The 23,563-nt window shown below is 47.7% G+C and carries 20 protein-coding genes and 1 tRNA gene; 6 read left to right on the forward strand and 15 right to left on the reverse strand.

The features are described 5' to 3' along the window. Window positions 1-4: 4 nt before the first annotated feature. The 5 genes from PAE54_RS05205 (at window position 5) to PAE54_RS05225 (ending at window position 5,465) form a co-directional block, all read left to right on the forward strand. Window positions 5-81 (forward strand) — tRNA-Met (locus tag PAE54_RS05205). 201 nt (window positions 82-282) lie between these two features. After that, complete coding sequence (gene rimP, locus PAE54_RS05210; protein ID WP_273778284.1) at window positions 283-807, forward strand: ribosome maturation factor RimP; 525 nt, start codon at window positions 283-285, stop codon at window positions 805-807. A gap of 34 nt (window positions 808-841) precedes the next feature. Beyond that, window positions 842-2,326: a transcription termination factor NusA gene (nusA, locus tag PAE54_RS05215; RefSeq protein ID WP_273778285.1), complete on the forward strand. Its 1,485-nt coding sequence runs from the start codon at window positions 842-844 to the stop codon at window positions 2,324-2,326. Between the two features lie 14 nt (window positions 2,327-2,340). Beyond that, a complete protein-coding gene (infB, locus tag PAE54_RS05220) occupies window positions 2,341-5,058 on the forward strand; it encodes a translation initiation factor IF-2 (RefSeq protein WP_273778287.1) in 2,718 nt (905 codons plus the stop codon). Continuing rightward, entirely contained in the window at window positions 5,058-5,465 is a 408-nt protein-coding gene (locus PAE54_RS05225; RefSeq protein ID WP_273778289.1) for a ribosome-binding factor A, read from the forward strand. Before infB ends, PAE54_RS05225 begins: the two co-directional genes overlap by 1 nt. Window positions 5,466-5,535: 70 nt before the next feature. On the opposite strand, the gene PAE54_RS05230 is transcribed toward PAE54_RS05225, so the two are convergent. The 14 genes from PAE54_RS05230 to PAE54_RS05295 form a co-directional block, all read right to left on the reverse strand. Then, complete coding sequence (locus PAE54_RS05230) at window positions 5,536-5,916, reverse strand: Na+/H+ antiporter subunit G (protein WP_326518683.1); 381 nt, start codon at window positions 5,914-5,916, stop codon at window positions 5,536-5,538. Window positions 5,917-5,927: 11 nt separating this feature from the next. Then, window positions 5,928-6,203, reverse strand: coding sequence for a monovalent cation/H+ antiporter subunit F (locus tag PAE54_RS05235; protein ID WP_273778291.1), 276 nt, complete (start codon window positions 6,201-6,203; stop codon window positions 5,928-5,930). After that, window positions 6,200-6,727 carry a Na+/H+ antiporter subunit E gene (locus tag PAE54_RS05240; protein ID WP_326518684.1) on the reverse strand — a complete coding sequence of 176 codons (528 nt, stop codon included), beginning with the start codon at window positions 6,725-6,727 and terminating at the stop codon, window positions 6,200-6,202. The genes PAE54_RS05235 and PAE54_RS05240 overlap by 4 nt, the downstream gene beginning before the upstream one ends. 2 nt (window positions 6,728-6,729) lie before the next feature. After that, window positions 6,730-8,535, reverse strand: a complete 1,806-nt coding sequence (locus PAE54_RS05245) for a monovalent cation/H+ antiporter subunit D (protein ID WP_326518685.1) — start codon at window positions 8,533-8,535, stop codon at window positions 6,730-6,732. Beyond that, window positions 8,535-8,900: a Na+/H+ antiporter subunit C gene (locus tag PAE54_RS05250; RefSeq protein WP_273778294.1), complete on the reverse strand. Its 366-nt coding sequence runs from the start codon at window positions 8,898-8,900 to the stop codon at window positions 8,535-8,537. The genes PAE54_RS05245 and PAE54_RS05250 overlap by 1 nt, the downstream gene beginning before the upstream one ends. 4 nt (window positions 8,901-8,904) lie before the next feature. Then, window positions 8,905-11,739: a monovalent cation/H+ antiporter subunit A gene (locus tag PAE54_RS05255; RefSeq protein WP_326518686.1), complete on the reverse strand. Its 2,835-nt coding sequence runs from the start codon at window positions 11,737-11,739 to the stop codon at window positions 8,905-8,907. A gap of 347 nt (window positions 11,740-12,086) precedes the next feature. Continuing rightward, window positions 12,087-13,442 carry an AAA family ATPase gene (locus tag PAE54_RS05260; protein ID WP_326518687.1) on the reverse strand — a complete coding sequence of 452 codons (1,356 nt, stop codon included), beginning with the start codon at window positions 13,440-13,442 and terminating at the stop codon, window positions 12,087-12,089. A 17-nt stretch (window positions 13,443-13,459) separates the two neighbouring features. Further along, window positions 13,460-14,962, reverse strand: a complete 1,503-nt coding sequence (locus tag PAE54_RS05265) for a UvrD-helicase domain-containing protein (RefSeq protein ID WP_326518709.1) — start codon at window positions 14,960-14,962, stop codon at window positions 13,460-13,462. Between the two features lie 8 nt (window positions 14,963-14,970). Continuing rightward, window positions 14,971-15,759, reverse strand: a complete 789-nt coding sequence (gene hisIE, locus PAE54_RS05270) for a bifunctional phosphoribosyl-AMP cyclohydrolase/phosphoribosyl-ATP diphosphatase HisIE (RefSeq protein ID WP_326518688.1) — start codon at window positions 15,757-15,759, stop codon at window positions 14,971-14,973. A gap of 82 nt (window positions 15,760-15,841) precedes the next feature. After that, entirely contained in the window at window positions 15,842-17,005 is a 1,164-nt protein-coding gene (locus tag PAE54_RS05275; protein ID WP_326518689.1) for a hypothetical protein, read from the reverse strand. 173 nt (window positions 17,006-17,178) lie between these two features. Further along, window positions 17,179-18,798 carry an ABC1 kinase family protein gene (locus tag PAE54_RS05280; RefSeq protein ID WP_326518690.1) on the reverse strand — a complete coding sequence of 540 codons (1,620 nt, stop codon included), beginning with the start codon at window positions 18,796-18,798 and terminating at the stop codon, window positions 17,179-17,181. Between the two features lie 17 nt (window positions 18,799-18,815). Further along, window positions 18,816-19,481 (reverse strand): ubiquinone biosynthesis accessory factor UbiJ, encoded by a 666-nt coding sequence (locus tag PAE54_RS05285; RefSeq protein ID WP_326518710.1) that lies wholly within the window; start codon window positions 19,479-19,481, stop codon window positions 18,816-18,818. 14 nt (window positions 19,482-19,495) lie between these two features. Continuing rightward, a complete protein-coding gene (ubiE, locus tag PAE54_RS05290) occupies window positions 19,496-20,431 on the reverse strand; it encodes a bifunctional demethylmenaquinone methyltransferase/2-methoxy-6-polyprenyl-1,4-benzoquinol methylase UbiE (RefSeq protein WP_326518691.1) in 936 nt (311 codons plus the stop codon). Window positions 20,432-20,584: 153 nt separating this feature from the next. Next, window positions 20,585-21,292: a DUF8198 family protein gene (locus PAE54_RS05295; RefSeq protein WP_326518692.1), complete on the reverse strand. Its 708-nt coding sequence runs from the start codon at window positions 21,290-21,292 to the stop codon at window positions 20,585-20,587. A 209-nt stretch (window positions 21,293-21,501) separates the two neighbouring features. Here PAE54_RS05295 and pap point away from each other — a divergent pair, with 209 nt between their 5' ends. Then, complete coding sequence (gene pap, locus PAE54_RS05300; RefSeq protein WP_326518693.1) at window positions 21,502-22,920, forward strand: polyphosphate:AMP phosphotransferase; 1,419 nt, start codon at window positions 21,502-21,504, stop codon at window positions 22,918-22,920. Between the two features lie 21 nt (window positions 22,921-22,941). Here the strand turns inward: pap and PAE54_RS05305 are convergent, their stop codons facing one another. After that, window positions 22,942-23,460, reverse strand: a complete 519-nt coding sequence (locus PAE54_RS05305) for a hypothetical protein (RefSeq protein ID WP_326518694.1) — start codon at window positions 23,458-23,460, stop codon at window positions 22,942-22,944. Between the last annotated feature and the right edge of the window lie 103 nt (window positions 23,461-23,563).

The raw sequence follows: 23,563 nt of genomic DNA on the forward strand, positions 1-23,563 counted from the left end.
TTGATGCGGGATGGAGCAGTCTGGTAGCTCGTCGGGCTCATAACCCGAAGGTCGTTGGTTCAAATCCAGCTCCCGCTACCAAGTTTCTAAAGAGGCTCACAAATAGGTGGGCCTTTTTGCACAGTGGACTTTGGTTTTCTGTGTAAAATATAGGGGCGATTAACGCCCTTTTTTATTGGCTATCGTGTAGTGTCGACATCAATTGGTCAAATAGTCATGCTTCACTATAGTAGTCTGTGTCGGTCAAAAGACCGATTGAATCGCACAAGATGACGAGAGTAAATGAAGCTATCAAACAAAACTCAAGCACTCCAAGATTTAATTGCACCTGCGGTACAAGCCTGTAATGTCGAGCTGTGGGGCATCGAATTTATCCCACAAGGAAAACGCTCTTTGTTGCGTATTTATATTGATAAAGACGTTGACGAAAATGCCGAGCCGGTCATCAATGAAGATGGTGAACTTGAACAAGGCCGTGGTATCGGAGTACAGGATTGTGTGCGTGTGACCCAGCAAGTGGGTGCGATCCTCGATGTTCATGATCCGATCTCCGGTGAGTATGCATTAGAAGTGTCTTCTCCTGGATGGGATCGTCCATTTTTTCAACTTGCACAATTACCAGCTTATATCGGACAAACTGTTGCGTTGCGTCTGATCAGTGCTGTAGATAACCGTCGTAAGTTCCAGGCCAAGTTGCTTGCGGTAGATCTTGAACATGAAACCATTCAGGTTGAAGTGGATGGTCAGCATGTGCTTGAAATCGACAGTCATAATATCGATAAAGCAAACTTGATCTATCAGGACTAAATTAATTCAATTTATAAGAATCTATAGGTGACTTATGGGCCGTGAAATTCTTACCGTTGTAGAAACGGTTAGTAATGAAAAAGGTGTTAGTCGTGAAGCGATTTTCGAGGCACTTGAGCAGGCACTCGTAGCTGCGACCAAGAAGAAATTCTATGAAGGCACGCACTCTGAAGAAGCACGTTTACGTGTAGAAATTGATCGTAAAACCGGTGATTACCGTACTTTCCGTCAATGGGAAGTGGTGGCAGATGAAGATCATGAAATGCCAGCCTGCCAGGATGCGATTTCTGACGTCGATCCGTCAAAATGGTCGATTGGTGATATCCGTGAACTCGAAGTGGAATCTATCGAGTTCGGCCGTATTGCCGCGCAAATTGCCAAGCAAGTCATTGTACAGAAAATCCGTGAAGCAGAGCGTGCACTGATTGCAGATGCCTATGAATCAAAAGTCGGCGAGCTGATCTACGGTGAAGTGAAGAAACAGACCAAAGATGGTTTCATTATTGATCTTGGCGACAATGCGGAAGCGTATTTGGCGCGTGAAGAAATGATTCCAAAAGAAATTCTGCGTCCAAAACAGCGCGTTAATGCCATTTTGTATAGCGTGAACCGTGAAGGACGTGGTGCGCAATTATTGTTGTCGCGTGCTAAGCCGGAAATGTTAATTGCCTTGATGAAAAAAGAAATTCCTGAAATTTCTGAAGAAATTATTGAGATCAAGGCCGCTGCACGTCAGCCAGGTGTCCGTGCTAAAATTGCGGTGAAAACCAATGATCACCGTATTGATCCAGTCGGTGCATGTATTGGTATGCGTGGTACGCGTATTCAGGCAGTACAGCAAGAGCTCAATGGTGAGCGTATTGATGTGGTGGTGTGGTCAGATGACCCAGCACAATACATCGCAAGTGCACTTGAGCCAGCAGATGTATCCGGTATCGTCATTGATGAAGATGCGAAAACGGCGGACATCATCTTTGCTGCGAGTGACCAGTTGGCTCGTGCCATCGGTTCTCAGGGTCAAAACGTGCGTTTGGCTTCAGAATTGACCGGTTACAAGCTCGACATGATGCTTGAAGATGAATACCGTGCACGTCAGCAAAATGAAGCACAGCAATATCTCGACATGTTTGTTTCACGTCTAGATATTGATGAAGATCTAGCGATGGCGTTGGTTGAAATGGGCTTTACGTCACTTGAAGAAGTGGCTTATGTTCCTGTCGAAACATTCGACGAAATCGAATTAGATGCAGAAACAGTTGAGTTGTTGCAAAGCCGTGCCAAAGAAGTTGCGTTGGCTGATGCATTACAGCAACAAGAAAACATTCAGGACCCAAGTGCTGAATTGTTAAATATGGAAGGCATGACCAAAGAGATTGCCTATGCACTCGCTGCTCGTGGTGTGGTCACCCTGGATGATCTTGCGGATCAGGCAACTGATGATATTTCAGATATCGAAGGGCTTGATGCAGAAAAAGCAGGTCAACTGATCATGAAAGCACGCGAATCATGGTTTAACTAACTAGGAGGTAATAAATGACGGACAAGTCGATTAAAGAGTTGGCTCTCAGTGTGGGACGTCCTGTTGAAAAGCTCCTGGAACAGGTTCGCGATGCAGGATTGCCACAACGTACAGCTGATGACATTATTTCCACCGAACAACAAGATACCCTTGTCGGCTATTTGAAGAAAGTTCATGGCCAAGACAATGGTAACGCAGGAAAAATCACGTTGAAACGTAAAACCACCAGTACGGCGAAAGTTGCCAGTACTTCAGGTAAGGCTAAAACAATTAATGTAGAAGTTCGTAAGAAGCATACATTTACCAAGCCAAACCCAGAACAGATTGCTGCTGAAGCGCGCGCTAAAGCACAGGCAGCAGAACAAGCACGTGCTGATATGATTGCTCGCCATAACCCTGAGCAAAAAGCGCGTGAAGAAGCACAGGCACAAAGCCAGCAAGGTGAAAACAAAGCCAAAGCAACTTTAGATGCAATGCGTGCAGCTGCAAAACAAGAAAGTGCAGCAAAAACCACTGCAAAAGCAGAAGTGGTTGTGAAGCGCAAAACGCCGGCGAAGCCAGTGGTTAAGCCAAGCGAAACCCCAGAACAGCGTAAAGCGCGTGAAGAACAAGCGGCTCAGCTTAAAGCAGCTGAAGAAGCAGCACGTCGTAAGGCTGCTGAAGAAGCACAACAGCGGACGCTTGAACAAATGCGTCAGATGGCGTCCAAATATTCTGCTGATGATGCGACGACCACGATCCGCGTGATTGATGATTCGCCTTTGGCAGCGGGTCTTGTTGGCCAGGCGTATGAAGATTCTTTCAAACAAGAAGACCGTGAGATCAAACGTGGTGGCGGTTCTGCCAACCCGCGTGCTGCGAAAAAAGGCGGCCGTCGTGGTCAGGAAGAGCAAAACTTCAGTTCAAACCATAACAAACGTGGTTTGAAATCGAGTCAAGCCAATAAGCATGCTTTCGAAAAACCGGTTAAAAAACAAATTTATGATGTTGAAATCGGTTCAACGATTGTCGTTGGCGATCTTGCACAGAAAATGGCTGTGAAAGTGCGTGAAGTGATCAAGACCCTCATGAAAATGGGTGAGCTTGTTACTCAAAACCAGGCGATTGACCAAGATACTGCTGCACTTGTAGTTGAAGAAATGGGCCATAATCCGGTTCTTGTGTCTGATACAGCTGCAGAAGACAACTTGCTTGAGCAGGCAGAGCAGGAACGTGGTGAATTGACCAATCGTGCACCAGTGGTAACGATCATGGGTCACGTTGACCATGGTAAGACTTCATTGCTGGATCGTATCCGTCGTACCAAAGTAGCAGCGGGTGAAGCGGGTGGTATTACCCAGCATATCGGTGCTTACCATGTGGAAACCGAGAAAGGCATGATTACTTTCTTGGACACTCCTGGACACGCAGCGTTTACAGCAATGCGTTCACGTGGTGCCAAAGCGACAGATATCGTGGTTCTCGTGGTTGCGGCAGATGATGGTGTAATGCCTCAAACGGCTGAAGCGATTGATCACGCTCGTGCTGCAGGTACACCAATTATTGTTGCGATCAACAAAATGGATAAGGAATCTGCTGATCCAGATCGCGTATTGAATGAATTGACTACGAAAGAAATTGTACCTGAACAATGGGGCGGTGACGTTCCAGTGGCAATGGTTTCTGCACACTCAGGTCAAGGGATTGATGAATTACTGGACTTGATCCTGATCCAAGCTGAATTGATGGAGCTACAGGCTTCTGCTGAAGGTGCTGCACAAGGTGTGGTTATTGAAGCGCGTGTGGATAAAGAACGTGGTGCGGTGACTTCAATCTTGGTACAAAACGGTACCTTGAACGTGGGTGATCTTGTACTTGCTGGTTCATCTTATGGTCGTGTGCGTGCGATGGTGGATGAATACGGTAAACGTATTCAATCAGCCGGTCCTTCAATTCCAGTGGAAATTCTGGGTCTTCCTGAAGCGCCAATGGCAGGTGACGAAGTTCTGGTTGTGAACGACGAGAAAAAAGCGCGTGAAGTGGCAGATGCTCGTATGGCGCGTGAACGTGAAAAACGTCTTGAGCGTCAAAGTGCGATGCGTCTTGAAAACATCATGTCATCTATGGGCAAAAAAGATGTGCCTGTGGTGAATGTGGTGCTGAAAACCGATGTACGCGGTACATTGGAAGCCTTGCATGTTGCGCTTGCTGACCTTGCAACCGATGAAGTAAAAGTACGTGTGATTGGTTCAGGCGTCGGTGCGATCACCGAGTCTGATGTAACCCTTGCAGAATCTTCAGAAGCCGTACTTCTTGGCTTTAACGTGCGTGCCGATACAACTGCACGTCAAAAAGCGGATGCTGATGGTATCGATATCCGTTACTACAGCATCATCTATGAATTGATCGATGACGTGAAAGCGGCTATGAGCGGTAAGCTTGCCCCTGAGCATCGCGAAACGATTCTGGGTATTGCCGAAGTGCGTGAAGTGTTCCACTCAAGCAAGTTCGGTGCGGCTGCGGGCTGTATGGTACTTGAAGGGATGTTGCACCGTAACAAACCGATTCGTGTATTACGTGATGACGTGGTGGTATTCCAGGGTGAACTTGAATCTCTACGTCGTTATAAAGACGTGGTGGAAGAAGTTCGCGCCGGTATGGAATGTGGTCTTGCCGTGAAAGGTTATAAAGACATCAAAGTACACGACAAGATCGAAGTATATGATGTCCAATTGATTAAACGGAGTCTTTAATGGCGGGTAGCCAACGCTTAAAGCGCATGGCGGATAGCGTACAACGCGAGTTGTCCGAGCTGATCCGTCAGGAGCTGAAAGATCCACGCTTAGGTGGTCTTGTGACCATCTCAGCGGTGAAGGTGAGTCCAGACTTGGGTTATGCCGATGTGTATGTAACCGTAATGGGACGCGAACTGAGCGATGACCAGAACGAAGCTGCACACAAAGAAACCTTGGATGTCCTGAATAAGGCCTCCGGTTTCTTGCGTCAGGAATTGAGCCGTCGAATTAAAACACGCGTGACCCCACGTTTACGTTTCCATTACGACAAAACCAATGCCTACGGTAACTACATGTTTGGTCTGATTGCTGAAGCAGTGAAGGATTTACCTGCAGCTGATGACAGCAAAAAAGATGATGAATAAAAGCTCCAATAAAAAAGCCACCCTCGCGGTGGCTTTTTTGTATCTCTGAATTGGTCTGTCTATTGGAAAATTATTTTTTGCTTTTACGGATGTTGCTGCGACGATCACGCTGCCAAGGCAAACGTTGATTCAGACTTTCAGGTACTTCACCACTGAGTGCACGTAGGCGTAAATGCAGGGCGGCCTGTGCCATGAGATTGGCTGAAACCGGTGCGGTGATAAAGGCCAGTAAAGTCAGCAGGATTTCAGCAAAACCAAAGCGTCCCTGAAATCCCCAATAAACCATGCTAGCGATTAGAAAGCTGCCGAGCCCCAACGTACTGGATTTGGTCGGCGCATGCAGGCGCATAAACAGATCGGGGAGACGGACCATACCGATACCACCGACCAACATAAAAAAGGCACCAATGATCAGAAAGATCGAAACCAGAATTTCCATGAATAGCTGCATTGCATCTTCCTCTAATCAATCACATGACCTGTGGTGAAATAACGGGCCAACGCTGCAGTAGAAACAAAACCGAGCATTGCGACCAGTAATGCACCTTCAAACATTGCGGTGGTGGTCCAGTACAAGCCCAGAACCACCACGAGACAAGTGGCATTCAGAAACAGCGTATCCAGTGCCAGTAGACGGTCGACGACAGAGGGTCCCATGATCAGTCGGATCAGGCATAAAAACATGGAAATGGTGATCGCAATCAGGCAAATCCCTAAGGTGTACGGCAAGATGGTCATGATTGATCTCCAGATTTTGGATTCACCCCAAAAATATGCATCAAGGGCGTTTCATAACGGCGCTTGATCTCCTGAATTTCCAGATCTGTATCCTGGGTGCTCAGCGCGTGTACCAAAATATCCCCACGTTCCTGATCAATTCCTGCTGAAACTGTGCCGGGTGTGGTGGTAATGATCATCGCCAATAAACTGTTGACCTGATCGTGTTCTGAAGCCAGAGGAACCCGAAACCATTTCGGATGAAGCTGATCACTCGGGCCCAGTACCAGTTTGGCCACACGTAGGTTAGCAATCACAATATCCCATAACACGATCCCGGTGAGTCTGATTGCCCGCCCATAATGGATATGCGGTGTGCGGGCAATAAACGGTTTAACCAGATAAGGTAAAAGCAGTGCCAGAATCAGTGCGATTAGCAAATTGCCAAAATCCAGACTATGCGCCAGCATCAGCCAGCTGGCACCCACCATTACGGAAACGAAGGGGTGGGGCAGGCAGCGTTCCCAGAAGGAGATTTTTTGCATGATCAAGGCTCCATCGGTTTTAGCTGTGCTTCGTCCTGCACACCGATCTGTTGATCCTGATGCTGGATTTGGCGCTGCTTATAGTCAGAAATATGTTCCCCTTGCAGGGTGTTAGGATGAATCACATGCGGAATCAGGTGTGCATTGGCATCCTCAACTTCACCCCCATATTTGGTTTCCGGAATATATTCGGGATCAAAGGGTTGTGTACTGATGACTTGCCGATGGGCATCCAAACGCAAAATCGCCTGTTGATATAACATCTTATTTTGTATTTGTTGTGCGGTATGTAAGGTGAAGTTCTGGATCGGTGCAGCAAAGATCACATACAGGATTAAACCGGTGAGTAACAGGTAAATCGTCTTGTCATTGCCTGGAGGTGCCTGTTCGGGCAAGGCCTGATAGGCTTGACAAGCTGCTTTGCTCTCGCAGTCTTCCGGCATAGTCGCGCGCCAGAAAAGGATAAATCCAACACGTGTCAATGCGATCATGCTGAGTAGGCTAACCAGTAAAATGCTGCCAATAATCCAGCCCTGATTAGGGTGTTGCGCAGAGGCCTGCAAGATAAATACCTTACCTAAAAAGCCGCTAAATGGCGGTAAACCGGCCATCATCAGGGCAATTAGCAAATAGCAGATCCCCATGACTTTATGCTGTTTCATTTTCGGTGCGACATTCAGATGGTCTTTATATTTACCGCGTTGTGATGTGACCCAGCCACAGAAAATATAAAAAACAGTGGCAATCAGGGTGCTGTGGACCAGATAATACAGCGCAGCAGCCCAAGCAGCGGTATTGAACAGCGAGATTGCGATGAGCAATGTACCAATTGATGAAAGCACCATAAAACCCACAAAACGGCGTAAGCGTTCTGCCCCCATGGCAGCAATCACTCCATAAATTGAGGTGATCAGGCCAATCGGGAGCAGCCAGCGTAGCAGGGCAGCCTGTGAAAACAGGTCGTCAAATACGGTAGCATTGACCCGCAAGATCGCATAAATCCCCACTTTGGTCATGATGGTAAACAGCGCAGCGACCGGTGTGGTGGCAACTGCATAAGTTTTGGGTAACCAAAAACCCACAGGCAGCATCGCCGCCTTGATGCCAAAAACCACAAACAGCAATAAACCGCCTGCCACGGCCAATTTGTGCTCATCTTCAGCCAGCGTCGGTAACAGCCTTGAAACATCGGCCATATTCAGGCTGCCGACACTGGCATAAATCAGTCCCAGGCCGATCAGGAACAGTGCAGAGGCCAGCAGGTTAATGGTGACATAATGTACGCCGAGCTGGAATCGTGCCTTGCCTTGGCCATGTAGTAGCAGCACATAGGAGGCCATCAGTAGAATTTCAAAAAACACAAATAGGTTAAACAGGTCCCCCGTCAGGAAGGCACCACATAGTCCCATCAATAAAAAGTGAAACATGGCGTGGAAATAGCGTCCACGTAAATCCCACTGCTGGCAGGCATACCAGAGTACCGGCAAAGCCAGTGCATAAGTCAAGACCAGCATGAAAGCGGACAATCGATCCAATACCAAGACAATGCCAAATGGGGCAGACCATTCACTGAGCTGATAAACCGTGATTGCGCCAGCACTGGCATAGATCAAATAGCTGATCGCGGTGGCCAGTCCTGCGAAGGCTGAAAAGAAGCTGATACCCCGACGCCAGGGTTGACGCCAGTCCTGTGCCAGTGATCCAGAACCCGGATTGCCCAGCAACAACAGGAAAAAACCGGTGAACGCCGGAATCAGGATGCTGAGCAGCGGCGTGTGCAGCTGCCAAAAATCGAGTAACGCAGACATCAAGGCTCATCCTCACGCGGATCGTACATCGGGAATTCCTCTTTGGCATCGACATGATCGGTACCAGATTCATAGCGGCTACGCAGGGCAAGCTGCACAATAAATGCCGTGGTGGCAAAGCCGATGACGATGGCAGTTAGTACCAGTGCCTGCGGCAGTGGATCGGTAACCCGGCTGGTTTCGGTGAGAATTGCCGGTGCATTCAGGTGGACTCGTCCCATCGCAAACAGGAATAAATTGACCGCATAGCCGATCATCGCGAGACCGAGCACTACGGCAAAGGTTCTGGCACGTAACAGCAGATACACACCGGTCGCTGTCAGTAAACCAATGCCAGAGGCGAGTAGTAATTCCAAACTGATCATCTGTTTACTCCTTGGCAATCGGGCCCGACATGGTCGAGTGTCGAGAGTCGCCCAGTACTGAAATCATCAACATGGTGGCACCGACCACCGTGACATAAACGCCAACATCGAACAGCGCGGCCGAGGCCAGATGCATCTCGCCGACCAGTGGTGGAGAGACATAAATATGTGCACTGGTCAGGAACGGCCGTGACCAGTACCAGGCGGCGATCCCGGTGGCACCGGCAATCGTGAGACCCGATCCAATCCAGATTTCATACAGGCGGCCGGACTTGGCTTTTAATAACTGCTCGGCATGATCCTGACCTAGCGCAATGTATTGAATAATTAAGGCCATCGCAGTAACCAGGCCGGCAATAAAGCCCCCGCCAGGATAATTATGTCCGCGCAGGAAAATGTACAAACTGACGACCAAAGCGACCGGTAACACCCAGGAAGCTGTGATACGCAGCATGAGTGGAGAAGGGTTAAAACGGTAGGTCAAGCCTTGGGTGATGACTGTGCCATGACCACGCATGCCATCCATTAAACATAAGGTGCCAATCGCTGCGATGCCTAAAACCGTAATTTCACCGAAGGTATCAAAGCCGCGGAAATCCACCAGAATCACGTTAACTACATTGGAACCCCCACCCAAAGGCAGAGATTGCTGGATAAAGAACCAGGAAATGGAACTGTGGTCACGGGTCAAGATCAGCCAGGTAATCCAGGTGATACCTACGCCCGACAGGATAGCAATCAGGGCATCGCGCCAACGTCTGGAGCTGCTGGATTCATAGGGAGTAAGCTGTGGCAGCAAAGATAAACTCATCAGCAGTAAAACCGTGGTGACCACATCCACCGTAATCTGAGTCAATGCCAGATCCGGCGCTGAGAGGGTGATAAATACCATGCTGACCACTAGGCCAACTGCACCACTGATCAGTACCGCTTTGATCCGTTCATGGTGGAACCACAACATCATCCAACAGGCGGTCGCCAAAATCAGCCATAACACCACCGCAGCCCAAGGAGCATGGCTCAACTCGCGGCTACCGGTCATCAGGTTCTGGCCGATCAGCGGGGTTGCCACCACCGCGATACTAAACATGATGATCCAGAGCAGATAATTTTGCAGAGAGCCGGTTTCGGTCTTGCGTTTTAAGCGGATGGCATTGATCAGCAGTTTTCGTAAAAAGGCATCAAACAACCAGCGGCCCTGTAAACGGCCCAATGCCGGATCGAGATCAATTTTACGAATTCGGCCATCTTTAGCCAGACTGAAATAAAACAGAATGCCACCGATCAGTGCCAATCCACTCATCAGCAAAGGCAGGTTAAACCCATGCCAAAGGGCTAGATGGGTGCCGGCAAACTCGGTTGCCAGGCTGGCGCGTGTCACGCTGTTGATGATCGGTTCAACCAGCAGTGCAGGGGAAATCCCGATCAGGATACATAAGCTGGCGAGGAAAATGACCGGTGCACGCATGCCCAGTGGCGGTTCATGTGCTGTTTTATTCGGAACCTCATGACCGACTGGGCCATCAAAAAATACGCCATGTACCAGGCGGATTGAATAGGCGACTGCAAACATGCCAGCCAGTGTAGCCACAATGCCACACACGATGAGGGCATAACCGGACAGGCTTGTGAGCAGTTCAGTAAAGAACATTTCCTTGGATAGAAAACCATTGGTCAATGGCACCCCGGCCATGGCTGCCGCCGTGATCATGGTCAATGTGGCGGTAAAGGGTAACAGCTGTCCGATACCACTGAGCTTGCGCAAATCTCGAGTTTCGGTTTCATGATCGACAATGCCGGCAATCATAAACAGCGCAGCCTTGAAAGTGGCATGGTTAATGATGTGAAAAATTGCCGCAGCGACCGCGAGGGGCGAGCCGATGCCTAAAAGACACACGATCAGTCCCAAATGGCTGATGGTCGAGTACGCCAGCAAACCTTTCAGATCTTCTTTAAAAATGGCAAAGAATGCGGCGATACACAGGGTAAATAGCCCGATGAAAGTCACGAGATTATGGTAAAGCGCAGCACCGGCAAAGATTGGCAGCAAGCGTGCCAGGAGAAAAATACCCGCCTTGACCATGGTGGCAGAATGTAAATAAGCCGAGACGGGGGTCGGCGCCGCCATGGCATTGGGTAGCCAGAAATGGAATGGGAACTGGGCACTTTTGGTAAAGGCACCGAGTAAAATCAACAACAGTGCCGGGACAAACAGAGTGTGTTGCTGGATACTGTCGCGCATACCCAGAATCTGGTCAATCTGATAGGTTCCGGTGATTTGCTGAAGCAGAATAAAACCCCCGAGTAATGCCAATCCTCCCATCCCGGTAATGGTGAGAGCCATACGTGAACCACGTTGTGCGGCTTCGTAATTGCTCCAATATCCCACCAGTAAAAAAGACGAAATACTGGTGAGCTCCCAGAATACCAGCAAGATGATTAAATTATTGGAGAGCGAAATGCCCAGCATGGCAGCCATGAACAACATCAAGAGTTGGTATAGCTTGCTTAATGAATTTTTTGCACTGAGATAAAAATACGCATAAATCAGGATGAGCGTACCAATTCCCGTGATCAATAGGGAAAACAACAGTCCCAAGGCATCCAGACGCAGGCTGAGATCAATTCCTAATTGCGGCAGCCAGGGCCAATGTTCATAAATGGCTTGGCCGGAAAAAATGGTCTTGGCCTGGCTGACGAGCAGGGCAAAACTGCTCAGGCTGATGCCGATGGCTCCTACAGCCGTGGCCCCGCGCGACAATCGTTTTAGCCACGAGACAAGAGTAGTGCCAAGAATGAGGGGTAAAAGAATAATCGTCAGTAGCACACGCGTATCCATGTCTTGAATTAGGCCGGCTGACCTAAAGATGAATTTTATTTTTTAGGATTTCAAGGTCTGCAAAGAGCAGTCCAAAGTTCAAATCCAGAAAAACCCACATCAGTTCAAAAGTAAAACGTCAAGTTGTATTGCGCAACTTGTAAAATCGGATTCGGAAAGTGAGTAGTGTACCCTATTTTTTTTAATAATACCCTATATTTATTACATGAAAATAACAAAATCAATAGCTTATGATTGTTTTGATTGCCGGTAAAATAGTCGAATATTCAGTGAGATGATGCTATTTAAAGTATTATTGTTTATCAATTGGTAAATTTTATACCGTTTTATTGATTGGTCTTGGAAAATTATAAAGAGGTTTCGGGGTTGCTTGGATCGCTATCAACTTGCAGCTGTTGCAATAATGCAGATTGCTGTTCAACTGTCAATTGTTGGAATAGTTCACGTACCTGTTCCGGATCAACGGGAGGCGCAGGCGGTTTCAGGCTTTCTAGCGGTTCAGGTTGGTCGGTACTGATCCCCAAACCGGCATACAGATGATCGAATGCTGCCCAGGTTTCTGGGGAATGCACAGGGTGTAAGGTTTGATGCTCCAGTCGCAGACATTGGTAGCGGGCTGCATCTTCTAAAAGTTCACTCCGATTCCCCGTCACAATCAATTGTAACTGGGGAAAGGCCTGATGCAGACGTTGCAGAATTACTTGGCTCAGATTTTGGTCCAGATGGGCATCAATATGATCAATCAACACAATGCCATCCCCTTCCTGACAAGGATAGAGGCTTAACGGATTAAGCAGACAGAGACGGCGTACCAAATCACCAATCAGGGCAATCCAGTTTTTAACGGTGTTGGGCAATTGCTGGTACAGCATGGTTTTACCTTCATACTGCACCATTAACTGCAATTTTGGATGATATTGCAGATAAAAGTCGCTAATCTCGGGAAAAACCGTGTGTAAGGTGGTTTTTAGGGCGGTGAGTGCTGGACTGTGGATCTGGGCATGCGCCTGTACCAGATCAAAAGAGCTGTTTTTGTCCTGTGCATGGGTCAGAAACTGCTGCAACAATTGGGCAGTCTGGGCATTTTCGACATCACTGACTTCACGCAGCCATTCAAAAAAACGGGCAAAGGTCGTGAAAGAGATGGCATTCTGTTCATACGCGGAACTGGCATGAAACACCATCGGATTATTTTTGCTGAGTAGGTTGACTTCATTGACGAAACGTTCAGCGGGATAATAGGCAATGACGGGCAAGCCTTGCAGGGGATCCTGTTTGATAGCCTGCTGATAGAGTTCGATCAGTTGTTCCAGTTCAGCAGTTTCCGCCTTGCTGAGGCCGGACGAGTTCGCATTCAGGGTTTTATACAGTTGCCATCTGCATAATGACGAATCTTGCACGGTGACGTCTGCAGATTCGGGCAATTGACCCAATTCAGACGGAATGCGCACCTGAATGTCAATCTTGGATTGGATTCGGGTCTGCATGATGTCTTGATCCAGCATGATTACCCCTGCACCACGAGCATCTTTCAATCGGGCGGAGAACCAGCTTAGTGCCTGATAGCAGTGTTTGAGCAATGTGGTCTTGCCGACACCTTGATCACCGAGAATCAGGGTGATCGGCTGGTCATGATAATGGAAGTTCGCCTGTAAATCGGCAAAATGGTTGGCATGCTTTAAGCGGATCGAATGAAGCTTCATGGACCACCTGCAAAAGTTTAGCCTACCGATTTGCGCAGGCTGGGGGAGGCTTTTACTCTGAGCTGTTGAATCAAGTCATAAATATGATGGATATTTAAGCTTACTTTAGCACGTGTGCACGCCACGTAAAGTAAGCGCAGTTCTTCATCGCTAATTTTATGGTCGAGGCCATTGAGCTTGAACTGATAATCATCTTCCAGATGAACCCGGTTCCATTCTAATCCTTTGGCCTTGTGTGCCGTAGAAATGACGTAATCCGCCTGTTCAATTGGCGTGATTTTGGCCAGGGCTTTTTTCAGCGGTGCAGTGCCGTGATCATCGACCAATTTGACTAAGGGCTTGATGTCACTGCCTTCATTGGTTTCACAGTATTCATGCACGTCATGCCAGGAATTAAACCAGGCCAGTTCCGGGACATCGGTGACACGTTTGCCCTGTTTCAGCAGGCTGGCCGCATCGACAAAACGGTCCAGTTTGACATGATCGGCCTGCAGGCTGACTTTATCGCCGTTGACCAGTCCGGAAAGCAGCAGTTCCATCGCGCGTGCATTGGTGCGGCACAGGATAGCATCACGCATTTTGGTATGTGGCTTATTGACCACGCTGGACTTGAGCTGCGGATTGCCCAATAAGGGCACGGTTTCATTCAGACCGCCGAGCAGGGCATTCGCCACCTCCGCAATCGCATCGCCAAAACGGAAGGACGTGGTGAGGCGGGATTCTGGCAAAGGCAGTTGCTGCATGGCGTTAATTGCCCCGCGCCAGGCATAAATCTGCTGATGCGCATCACCGACATAGATGACCTGAGTCTGTTTTTGCCGTAACAAAATGCCTAGCATGAGCGGATCGGCATCTTGCGCTTCATCAAACAGCACATAATCAGCCGGGATATTCGGCTCTGAAAGCGCCCAGAGTTTCAGATAAATATCATGGCCAATGCCGGCCTGATGGTTCGGGTCAATCGACTCCAGCCAGCGTCGTTCTACGGCCGGATAGAGGTGTTGCTGCAAGAGGGTTAAATCATCTGGATGTAACCAGCTGGGAGCTTGAATATGACGGGGTGCCGGATATTGCGAGCTGGTCGAACAGAAAAAGCTCACCGCATTGGCAACTAGACTGGCCAGACGGCTGGGCATCAATACATATTTTTCGTAACGCCCACCCATGAGGCGCCGTAAAGTGATCGGTTCCAAGCGATATTCTTTGGCAAGGAAACTGGGGCTTAAACGTGGCAGGCGTAATTTATCGGTCACGCCACGTGGCACGCTGCGAAAAGCCAGCGAGTGGAAGGTGCGGCAATCTACATTACGGTGAAACTTTTGCTGGGCTTCATTGGCAATCGCCTTGTTAAAAGCCAGGTACATGCCACGCCGTTCAGGCATGGCATCGCTGATCATTTGCAGGGTGGTAGTTTTACCCGTGCCGGCATAGGCAATGACTTTAAAGGATTGGCCCAGACGTGCGTTATCGATGGCAATCGCTTGCTCATAGGTGGCTTTGGGTTTTTCCTGATTCGGCACTGAGGTCATTAATGGCTACGGTTGGCTTTTTCCACCAGACCGGATAAACCTTGGCGGCGTGCCAGTTCATTCAGCACCAGTTGTGGATCGAGATCAAAATGTCCCAACATCACAATGGTATGGAACCATAAATCGGCGGTTTCATAGATCAGGTCATTTTTGTTGTCTTGATTGGCTTCGACAGCGAAATCTTTGGCAGCAATAATCGCTTCGATGCTTTCTTCGCCGACTTTTTCCAGGATCTTGTTCAGACCTTTATGATACAGCTTTGCCACATAGGAGCTATCTGGATCAGCGACTTTACGCTGCTGCATCATTTCACCCAGGTAGGACAACACTTCAACCTGTTCTGATTGTGCATTTGATGCGGACATGGCCTGTGTATGTGGGTTGTTAGATTTCGCAGTTTCACCATAAATCTGATTAGGATCTTTGATCTGCGCATCGACAATTTCCCAGCCATTTTCGGTGAGTTTACGATAGAAGCAGGACTCACGACCGGTATGACAAGCAATACCGCCATGTTGTTCCACTTGCAGGGTAATTACATCGGCATCGCAATCCAGACGGATTTCATGCACGGTCTGAAAGTGGCCAGATTCTTCACCTTTATGCCAAAGTTTCTGACGTGAGCGGGAGAAATACACTGCCTGTTTCTTCTCGGCAGTAAGTGCCAGAGACTCACGGTTCATCCACGCCACCATCAGAATACGACCAGTTTGATGATGCTGAGCAATGGCAGGGATCAGACCTTGTTCGTTAAATTTCACTTCATCGAGCCATTGCAAATTGTTCATGTGGGGTTCACCAAAAGAAAAAGTACACTATAAAAACAGCTTTATAGTGTACGGCAAAGTGAGCGGAAAAGGAGGTGAAATTTTAAAAACTATGCAATTTTAGCCCGATGGAGGCATAGCCATAATGATCATCTAAGCGTGATAGGGTAATACCATTATAAAGAAAGGGAATCGTGCCAATAAAATTATGCTCGACATATTGTGCTTGAATAAATCCGGATAAACGGGGCAGGAAATCATAAGAAAGTTTTAGACCAATCCGATGATTGTCTTTAATGGTCGACGTACCGAAATTTTCAATTCGATCATCAATGTCCTGACGCCATAAATATTGATATTGATAGGCCAGTTGGCTTTCAAATTTATGATAACGCCAGTTCCAGGAGCCACCTGCACTTGCATAAGTGGCTTTATAGTTAAGATCCTGATTGAGATCTAGCCCAAACGCAGATGCATCTCCACTGATGGCAAAACTACGGCAGAGTGGTGAAAGAGAACCGGTAAATTGATTATTGGATTGAATTGAAACGCTGGCTAAACATCCGTTGTAATTGAGCTGAGTATCTAGACTATCTACTTCAACTTTACTATAGCCAACACTAGCGAAAGCATTCAGTTGATTGGTTGAGTTTATTCTGTGGGAAAAAATACCGTCCAGCTGCAATTGTAAGTCCTTAGCATTATTGACTTGAATTTGCTCAAAACGACGATCATTGATGATTGTTGGCGTGTCTTTCTTTAATTCATCCGCAATGTTTCCCCATACTGAGGCACGTAGGCTGAACGTGTCGGAATCGTTGGAAAAAACCTCAGGTATATAGCGAATACCTACGAGCCAACTGTCCATTTTATTGGTGTCATTGGCATAATCAATCTCACGATGCCAGTATTTTCCTTCAATTGAGAACTGTGAATTTAAATTATAATGAGCTTCAAAAGTCCCTCCTAAATAATCTCCAGTCCCATTCGGATTTTTATCCTCATCACGTAGATTAAAAATATCAATGGTGTCATTTAAACCATCAGCACTCGCTTGAATGGACCATGTGTCTCGCTGAGAATTTAGATTCTGTGCTTGTAAGAAGAGATCATCTGGTGCGGCCAGAGCTGAATTTCCGTATAAGAGAGCTGGAAAGATTAAAGAATATTTCAAAAACAAAAAAGGTAATTGGCTATCATTTGAATTGATAGGGAAGGATAATGAGAACCTCTTTTTTATCGACGATAACTTGCTATTTATTTTCATTTTATTCTTCCTTGTAATAATTATTAGGAATACAAAATTCTTATATTTTTCTTAATAGGATTATTTTTTATTCTTTTCTTTTTCTAACAGAGGTTTGGTTAAAAAGCAAACAATTAAATATTTGTAAATATGTATTAAATATCCGTTGTTTGCTTTTTTGGTATTGATGAAACTTATTTCATCATTCGCCACAAAGACAATAGACTCGCCAAGACAATTAGTACGGCAGACACATACCAGGGCGCAATGATTGCAATGGTTAACAGGATCATCAGCAAACTGCCAAAAATCCAGTTGCGACGTTGCTGATGCTGCATTTGCAAACGCAGACTTTGCAATTCACGGAGTTGTTTGTCGTGCCAGGCGGATTGATTTTTCAGGCCATTCAGGCTGTCGATCAGTAATGTTGGCAAGTCATGTGCACCGAGCAACAGATCCGGAATCTGCTGACCAATTTCCTTCACGTTTTTGACTGGGTTCATATTGGCTTTGATCCAGTCCGTCAGGATCGGCTTGGCCAGTTTCCAGATATCCAGTTGCGGATAAAGATCTGTCCCCAAACCCTCGACATGCACCAAGGTTTTGAGCAGCAACATCAGTTGGGGTGGAATTTCCAGATGGAAACGGCGTGCAATATCCATCACCTGTAACAAGATGCCGGCAAAATCCAGCTGATCCATCGGTTTGGACACCATTGGGCCAACGGTACGACGCATTTCACGCGCTAAAGCATCTTGGTCGGTTCCGGGTGGAATCCAGCCCGCCTGATGTACAATCTGGATCAGCTGCATGAAATTACTGTTCATGACGGCTAGCAGCATTCGCGCTACAGTCATCTGGTCCTGCTTGGACAGCTCCCCCATAATTGCGCAGTCCAGCGCAATAAAACGTGGATTCTGCGGATTGATGGTTTCCACAAACACGTTGCCCGGATGCATGTCGGCATGGAAAAAGTTATCGCGGAAGACTTGAGTAAAGAAAATAGTCAGGCCTTTTTCAGCCAGTTGGGCACGATCCATGCCCAAACGGTCAAAAGTAGCTGTATCGGAAATTGGCACACCACTGATCCGTTCTGCCACCATGACATCCGGACTGTCCATATAGACTTCAGGTACATACATCATGCTGGAGCCGGTAAAATAATGGCGCATGCGGCGGGTATTGTCCGCTTCAAGGGTCAGGTCTAGTTCATTCAGAATAATCTGACGATAGTCCTGAATAATTTCGGAGAGATGCAGGGCACGGGCGGCTTCAATGCGGTTTTCCAGCCAGTCACCCAGCCAGGCCAGGATTTCAAAATCCTGCAGAATCTGCTGACGGATCTGTGGACGCGTGACTTTCACCACCACTTCACGGCCATCATGTAATGCAGCGGTATGTACCTGTGCAATCGAGGCAGCAGCCAGAGGTTGCTCATCAAAGCGGGCAAACAGGGTGTTAATATCGGCTTTCAGCGATTGCTGAATTCGGGTTTTAGCCAGCTCTGCGGAAAACGGTTTGACCCGGTCTTGCAGCAGGGTTAGCTGTTGCAGAATCTCAGGTGGGATCAGGTCACGCCGGGTCGAGAGTAATTGTCCGAGTTTGATCGCGAGAGGTCCCATGTCCTCCAAGGCTTGTTTCAGCTTGAGGGGATTTTTACGTTCGCGGCTGTGCCAGGCTGCGGGATGTAAACGGATCAGACTGAGCGCTGGACGAGCTTTGACCGGGACTTCTTCCGCAGGAACCAACGTGTCGAGTCTGTAATGCGCTGCGATACGCCAAAGTTCGAGTAAACGTGAAACATGCGGAATCATAGAAAAAATCACCTGGTTTAGGGAGTAGAAGAAAGCTGGTTAAAGAGTTGCTGGAGTTTGGCTTCCAGACGGTCAAGATTCTGGTTGAACTGCCGGGTCTGTTGCTGCAGGTCATCCATTTGCCAGCGTGCAGCAAACAGACCACTGTCTTCTTTTAAGGCATCTTCAGCAAAGAACAGCTGGCTTTGCAGACTGCGTTTGAGCTGTTGGGAAGCCAGCTGGATTTTACCCAGCTCATGCGCCAGGCTTGGGCCGATCCATGGCGTCAGATGCGCAGCCAGATCCGGTTCGGCTTGGTGCAGAATACGCTGGATATCCTGCAGCAGATGATAATCTCCCTGCAGGGGAATATTGCCGATCTGGTCACTGTCAGACAGCAGTAACTTCAGCAGTTCAACTACATTGGCCACCTGCAGTGTTGCCGTGGCTTCGCTGATACTGGATCGCGCATCAAACGGACGCTGCTCAAAAATAGAAGAAGTCTCAGCCTGTCCGGTCACCGTAGGTTCCAGACGGACCTGATTTTCATCAAAAAACACGTCCACCGAGAGCTGTGGCGACCCGATCACGACTCGCAACATCTTACCTTGCAGCTGATTGAGCTGGATCCGGGTTACCGCATCGAGATCAATCACATGGTGCAGCAGGCGTTCTGCTGCGCCGAGTGCCAGAATCGACCACATCAGCATTGACCTCTTTAGAGTTTAAAGCCACGGTGTACAGCAACAATACCGGCTGTGAGGTTATGATAATCACAGTTTTGGAAGCCGGCATTTTCCATCATGCCTTTCAGCGTTCGCTGATCTGGGTGCATACGAATGGATTCAGCCAGGTATTTATAACTCTCGGAATCGCCGGCAACCAGTTTACCCATCAATGGCAGTGCCGTGAATGAATACAGGTCATACAGTTTAGAGAATGGCTCAAATACCGGTTTTGAGAATTCAAGAATTAACAGGCGGCCACCTGGTTTCAACACACGGTACATGGCTTGTAATGCGGCATCCTTATCGGTGACATTGCGCAGACCAAAACTGATGGTTACCAAGTCGAAACTGTTGTCAGCAAAAGGTTCCAGTGTTTCGGCATTGGCCAAGACAAAATCCACATTCGTACAACCGGCATCTAGCAAACGGTCGCGGCCCACATTCAGCATGGATTCGTTGATGTCTGACAGAACCACATGACCGTTTGGACCGACTTCACGGCTAAATACTTTGGCAAGGTCACCTGTACCGCCAGCGATATCCAGAACGTGCTGGCCACGACGCACGCCTGACATATTAATGGCAAAACGTTTCCACAGACGGTGAATACCAAAGGACATCAGATCGTTCATGATGTCGTATTTGCTGGCGACGGAGTGGAATACTTCCGCCACTTTCTGGGCTTTGTCTTCAGCGCGCACGGTTTGATAGCCAAAGTGGGTGACTTCGCCGACATTGCCGGTATTGGCGCCGCGTGGCAAATTGTATCTGGCGACTTTATTGCTGCTGTCGGCCTGTTGTTGTAGAGATTGTTGCTGGCCCTGTGGGGTGCCTTCAGGTAAAGGTGTGCTTAAGAAAGGACTCACTTTGTCTGAACTGGTGGTCTGTTCAGTTGCAGAGGTAGCTTTTTGATTTTCGTTCGACATAGAGTCGCTCCTGAACACAAAAATAAGAAAAATCTGGCAATGTTTGCATGATGCCAGATTGTAAAATGTTTTACAGCGTCCGGCATGGAATTGTGATCAATAATATACAGAAAAATTCCTGTTTAAATTCTGGCACTTTTACACGAAAGAACGTCAAGGTCGAAAGGGCTCTGGGTCGCCGGCATGGACTTTGGTAATCACCTGGTGCTCAATCGCCGTAAAGGCTTTCACGAACTGTTCGGCCGACTTTAAAGGTTTCATGGCCAAAAAGCCTTCTTGCATAAAATCATATAGCGTATCGAAACGGTGTTTATAAGCACTGCCTTTACACATTTTAAACGCCGTGTAGACCACAAATGAACGCATATATTTATCTAGGCTGCTGCCGAGCTGATCCAGCAATTGTAGTTGCTTTAAACGTTGACTTTGCTGATCCAGCTTCAGGTAGGCTTGACGCATGATTTCATCGGTTAAAGGTAAGTCAGCTGCATGATCCTTTAACAGTTGGATGGCGACCTGCTCATCGAGTTGCACTGCCAAAACAGCTAGATACACTGCAGAAGTTCCAGTCTGAATGGCACTGGCTGGTAGCATTTTTTCGACCTTGTGGGCATATTGCAACAGGCGTTCAATCTGCTGCGCCAGCACATCAAAATCGGGGCCACCATACAGACGATTCATGAAGTAATCAGCCATCAACTGGTTGTTTTTCTGTTGGAACTGCGCCACATGCATGGCTTGAATCCGTTTTTTTTGCCAAGATTGAACATCGCGCAGACGTTGTAACAGTTGCGGATTCTGATGGTAATGCAGTTGATGATACAGGGTTAACAACTCATCTAAGGCAGAAAGTTTGGACATGGATGGATCCGATTTTTTTTAATTGCGCAAATCATAGTGGCTGTCACGCGATAGGGCTATGACTGTGTGATTAAAATATGACAAAAAAGCAGGATTTAACGGCTAGAGCGGGGCAAAAATAATATACAGAATTGCGCTTTGGTGGGATGTGACGAATGTGACAGCTTGGTTATACTGGAAAATGACAATAAAACATTAGAGTCGATCAGATGACCGAAACACCTCCGAACTATGAAATTTTAGATGAAGATATTTTGTCGTGCCGTTTGATTGAGGCTCAGTACGGGTTACGTGAAAGTCGTGGCAAGCGTAATGCCAAAAGTCTGGTGATTCTGGTGAGCGGCATTGAGTTGGCCGGTAAGGGCGAGGCGGTCAAAGAGCTCCGAGGCTGGGTGGATCCACGCTTTTTAAAAGTCAAAGCGGATCCGCCTTACTTATTTAATGCCAAAAAACCGTTCTGGCTACCTTACGCTCGCTTTATTCCGGCTGAAGGGCAAATTCTGGTGATGTTTGGCAACTGGTATAGCGATTTGCTGGCAACCGCTATGCATGTGTCAAAACCTCTGGATGAAACCCTGTTCGATGCTTATATCGAAAATATGCGTGCTTTTGAGCAGGATCTAAAAAATAACCATGTCGATGTTATTAAAGTCTGGTTCGATTTGTCCTGGAAATCCTTGCAGAAACGTCTTGATAACATGGATGCCTCCGAGCAGCATTTCCACCGTCTGCATGGTCTGGACTGGCGCAATAAAAAACAATATGACAATTTGCAAAAGTTGCGTCAGCGTTTTACCCAGGACTGGTTTGTGATTGATGGCGAAGAAGAACAGCTGCGTAACCAGCAGTTTGCCCAGTATATTCTGCAAGCGCTCCAACATATGCCGAATCACGTGCTGAATACCCGCACGCCTTGGCCGTCTGCCGCCATTCCTGAAGCCTTGTTGCAACCGGCTCAAAACAAACTGGATCTGATTAACTATAAGGCTGAATTGAAAAGTCTGAGCCGCAAGGTGGCGGATGCCTTGCGCCTGGATGCCCGTAATGTCGTGATTGTGCTGGAAGGCATGGATGCCTCGGGTAAAGGGGGAGCCATCAAGCGTATTGTGAAAAAGCTTGATCCACGTGAATACGACATTCATACCATTAGCGCACCGGAACGTTATGAACGTCGCCATCCGTATTTATGGCGCTTTTGGACCAAACTGGAAGCCGAGCGCAATATCACCATTTTTGACCGTTCCTGGTATGGTCGGGTACTGGTCGAGCGGATCGAAGGGTTTGCCAAGGCCGTGGAATGGCAGCGCTCTTATGCCGAGATCAACCGATTTGAAAAAGATCTGGTCAATAGCCAGACCGTAGTGATCAAACTCTGGCTGTCGATCAGCAAAGAGGAACAGGAACGGCGCTTTAAGGCACGACAGGAAACCCCACACAAGCATTTTAAGATCACGGAAGAAGACTGGCGTAATCGTGAAAAATGGGATGACTATCTGCAGGCTGCTGCGGATATGTTTGAGCACACCAGTACGGCTTATGCACCGTGGTATATCATTGCCAGTGATGATAAGTACACGGCGCGGATTGAGATTTTAAAGGCTATTCTGAAACAGTTGAAAGCGGTTTAGGCCGCTTTGCCTTAAGCCGTTTTATTTTTCGCTATTATCGATATTGGTCGCGGGATACTGTTGCTGGATGCGTTTGGCCAGATGATAACAATCTTGGACATGTGCTTCGGCCACTTTTTTCATGACCATATAGCCCAAACTAGCTGCGACGGCCTGTCCTCCTAACGGAATGAATTTGGTGACCTGTTTGGTCAGGACTTTTGTGACCAGACCCTGCAAAGACACTTTTGCCGCACTACGTGCCATGACCAGTCCGGAAAATTCAATGCCCCGTTTACGCAGTTCTTTCCACTGAATCTGGCGGGTCTTGCTGTCATACACACTCATCTGATCTGTGGCCAGACCAAAGCGGGCATTAATTTCCGGCAACAGTTGCGACAAAATACCAATATCAATCACCACATCAAAAAATGGAATGGGAACCACTGCGGCACCTGCCGACATATAGGCACGTTTTTGTACCAGGTCGAGGCAGTCTTGACGAATCTGTTCAAGATTCATTGAGGGGTCAATCGTATGGTGGATATGCGAACTTTTCATAAATAGAGAACCTTCATTCGGTATGTTGTTTTTCTGTTTACATCTGCATTGATTTAGCGCTGGCCTGAGCAACATGACCACCCGCCGATAGCGTGAAAATGGC

The sequence above is a fragment of the Acinetobacter minutum genome, from assembly GCF_035916735.1.
Taxonomy (GTDB): domain Bacteria; phylum Pseudomonadota; class Gammaproteobacteria; order Pseudomonadales; family Moraxellaceae; genus Acinetobacter.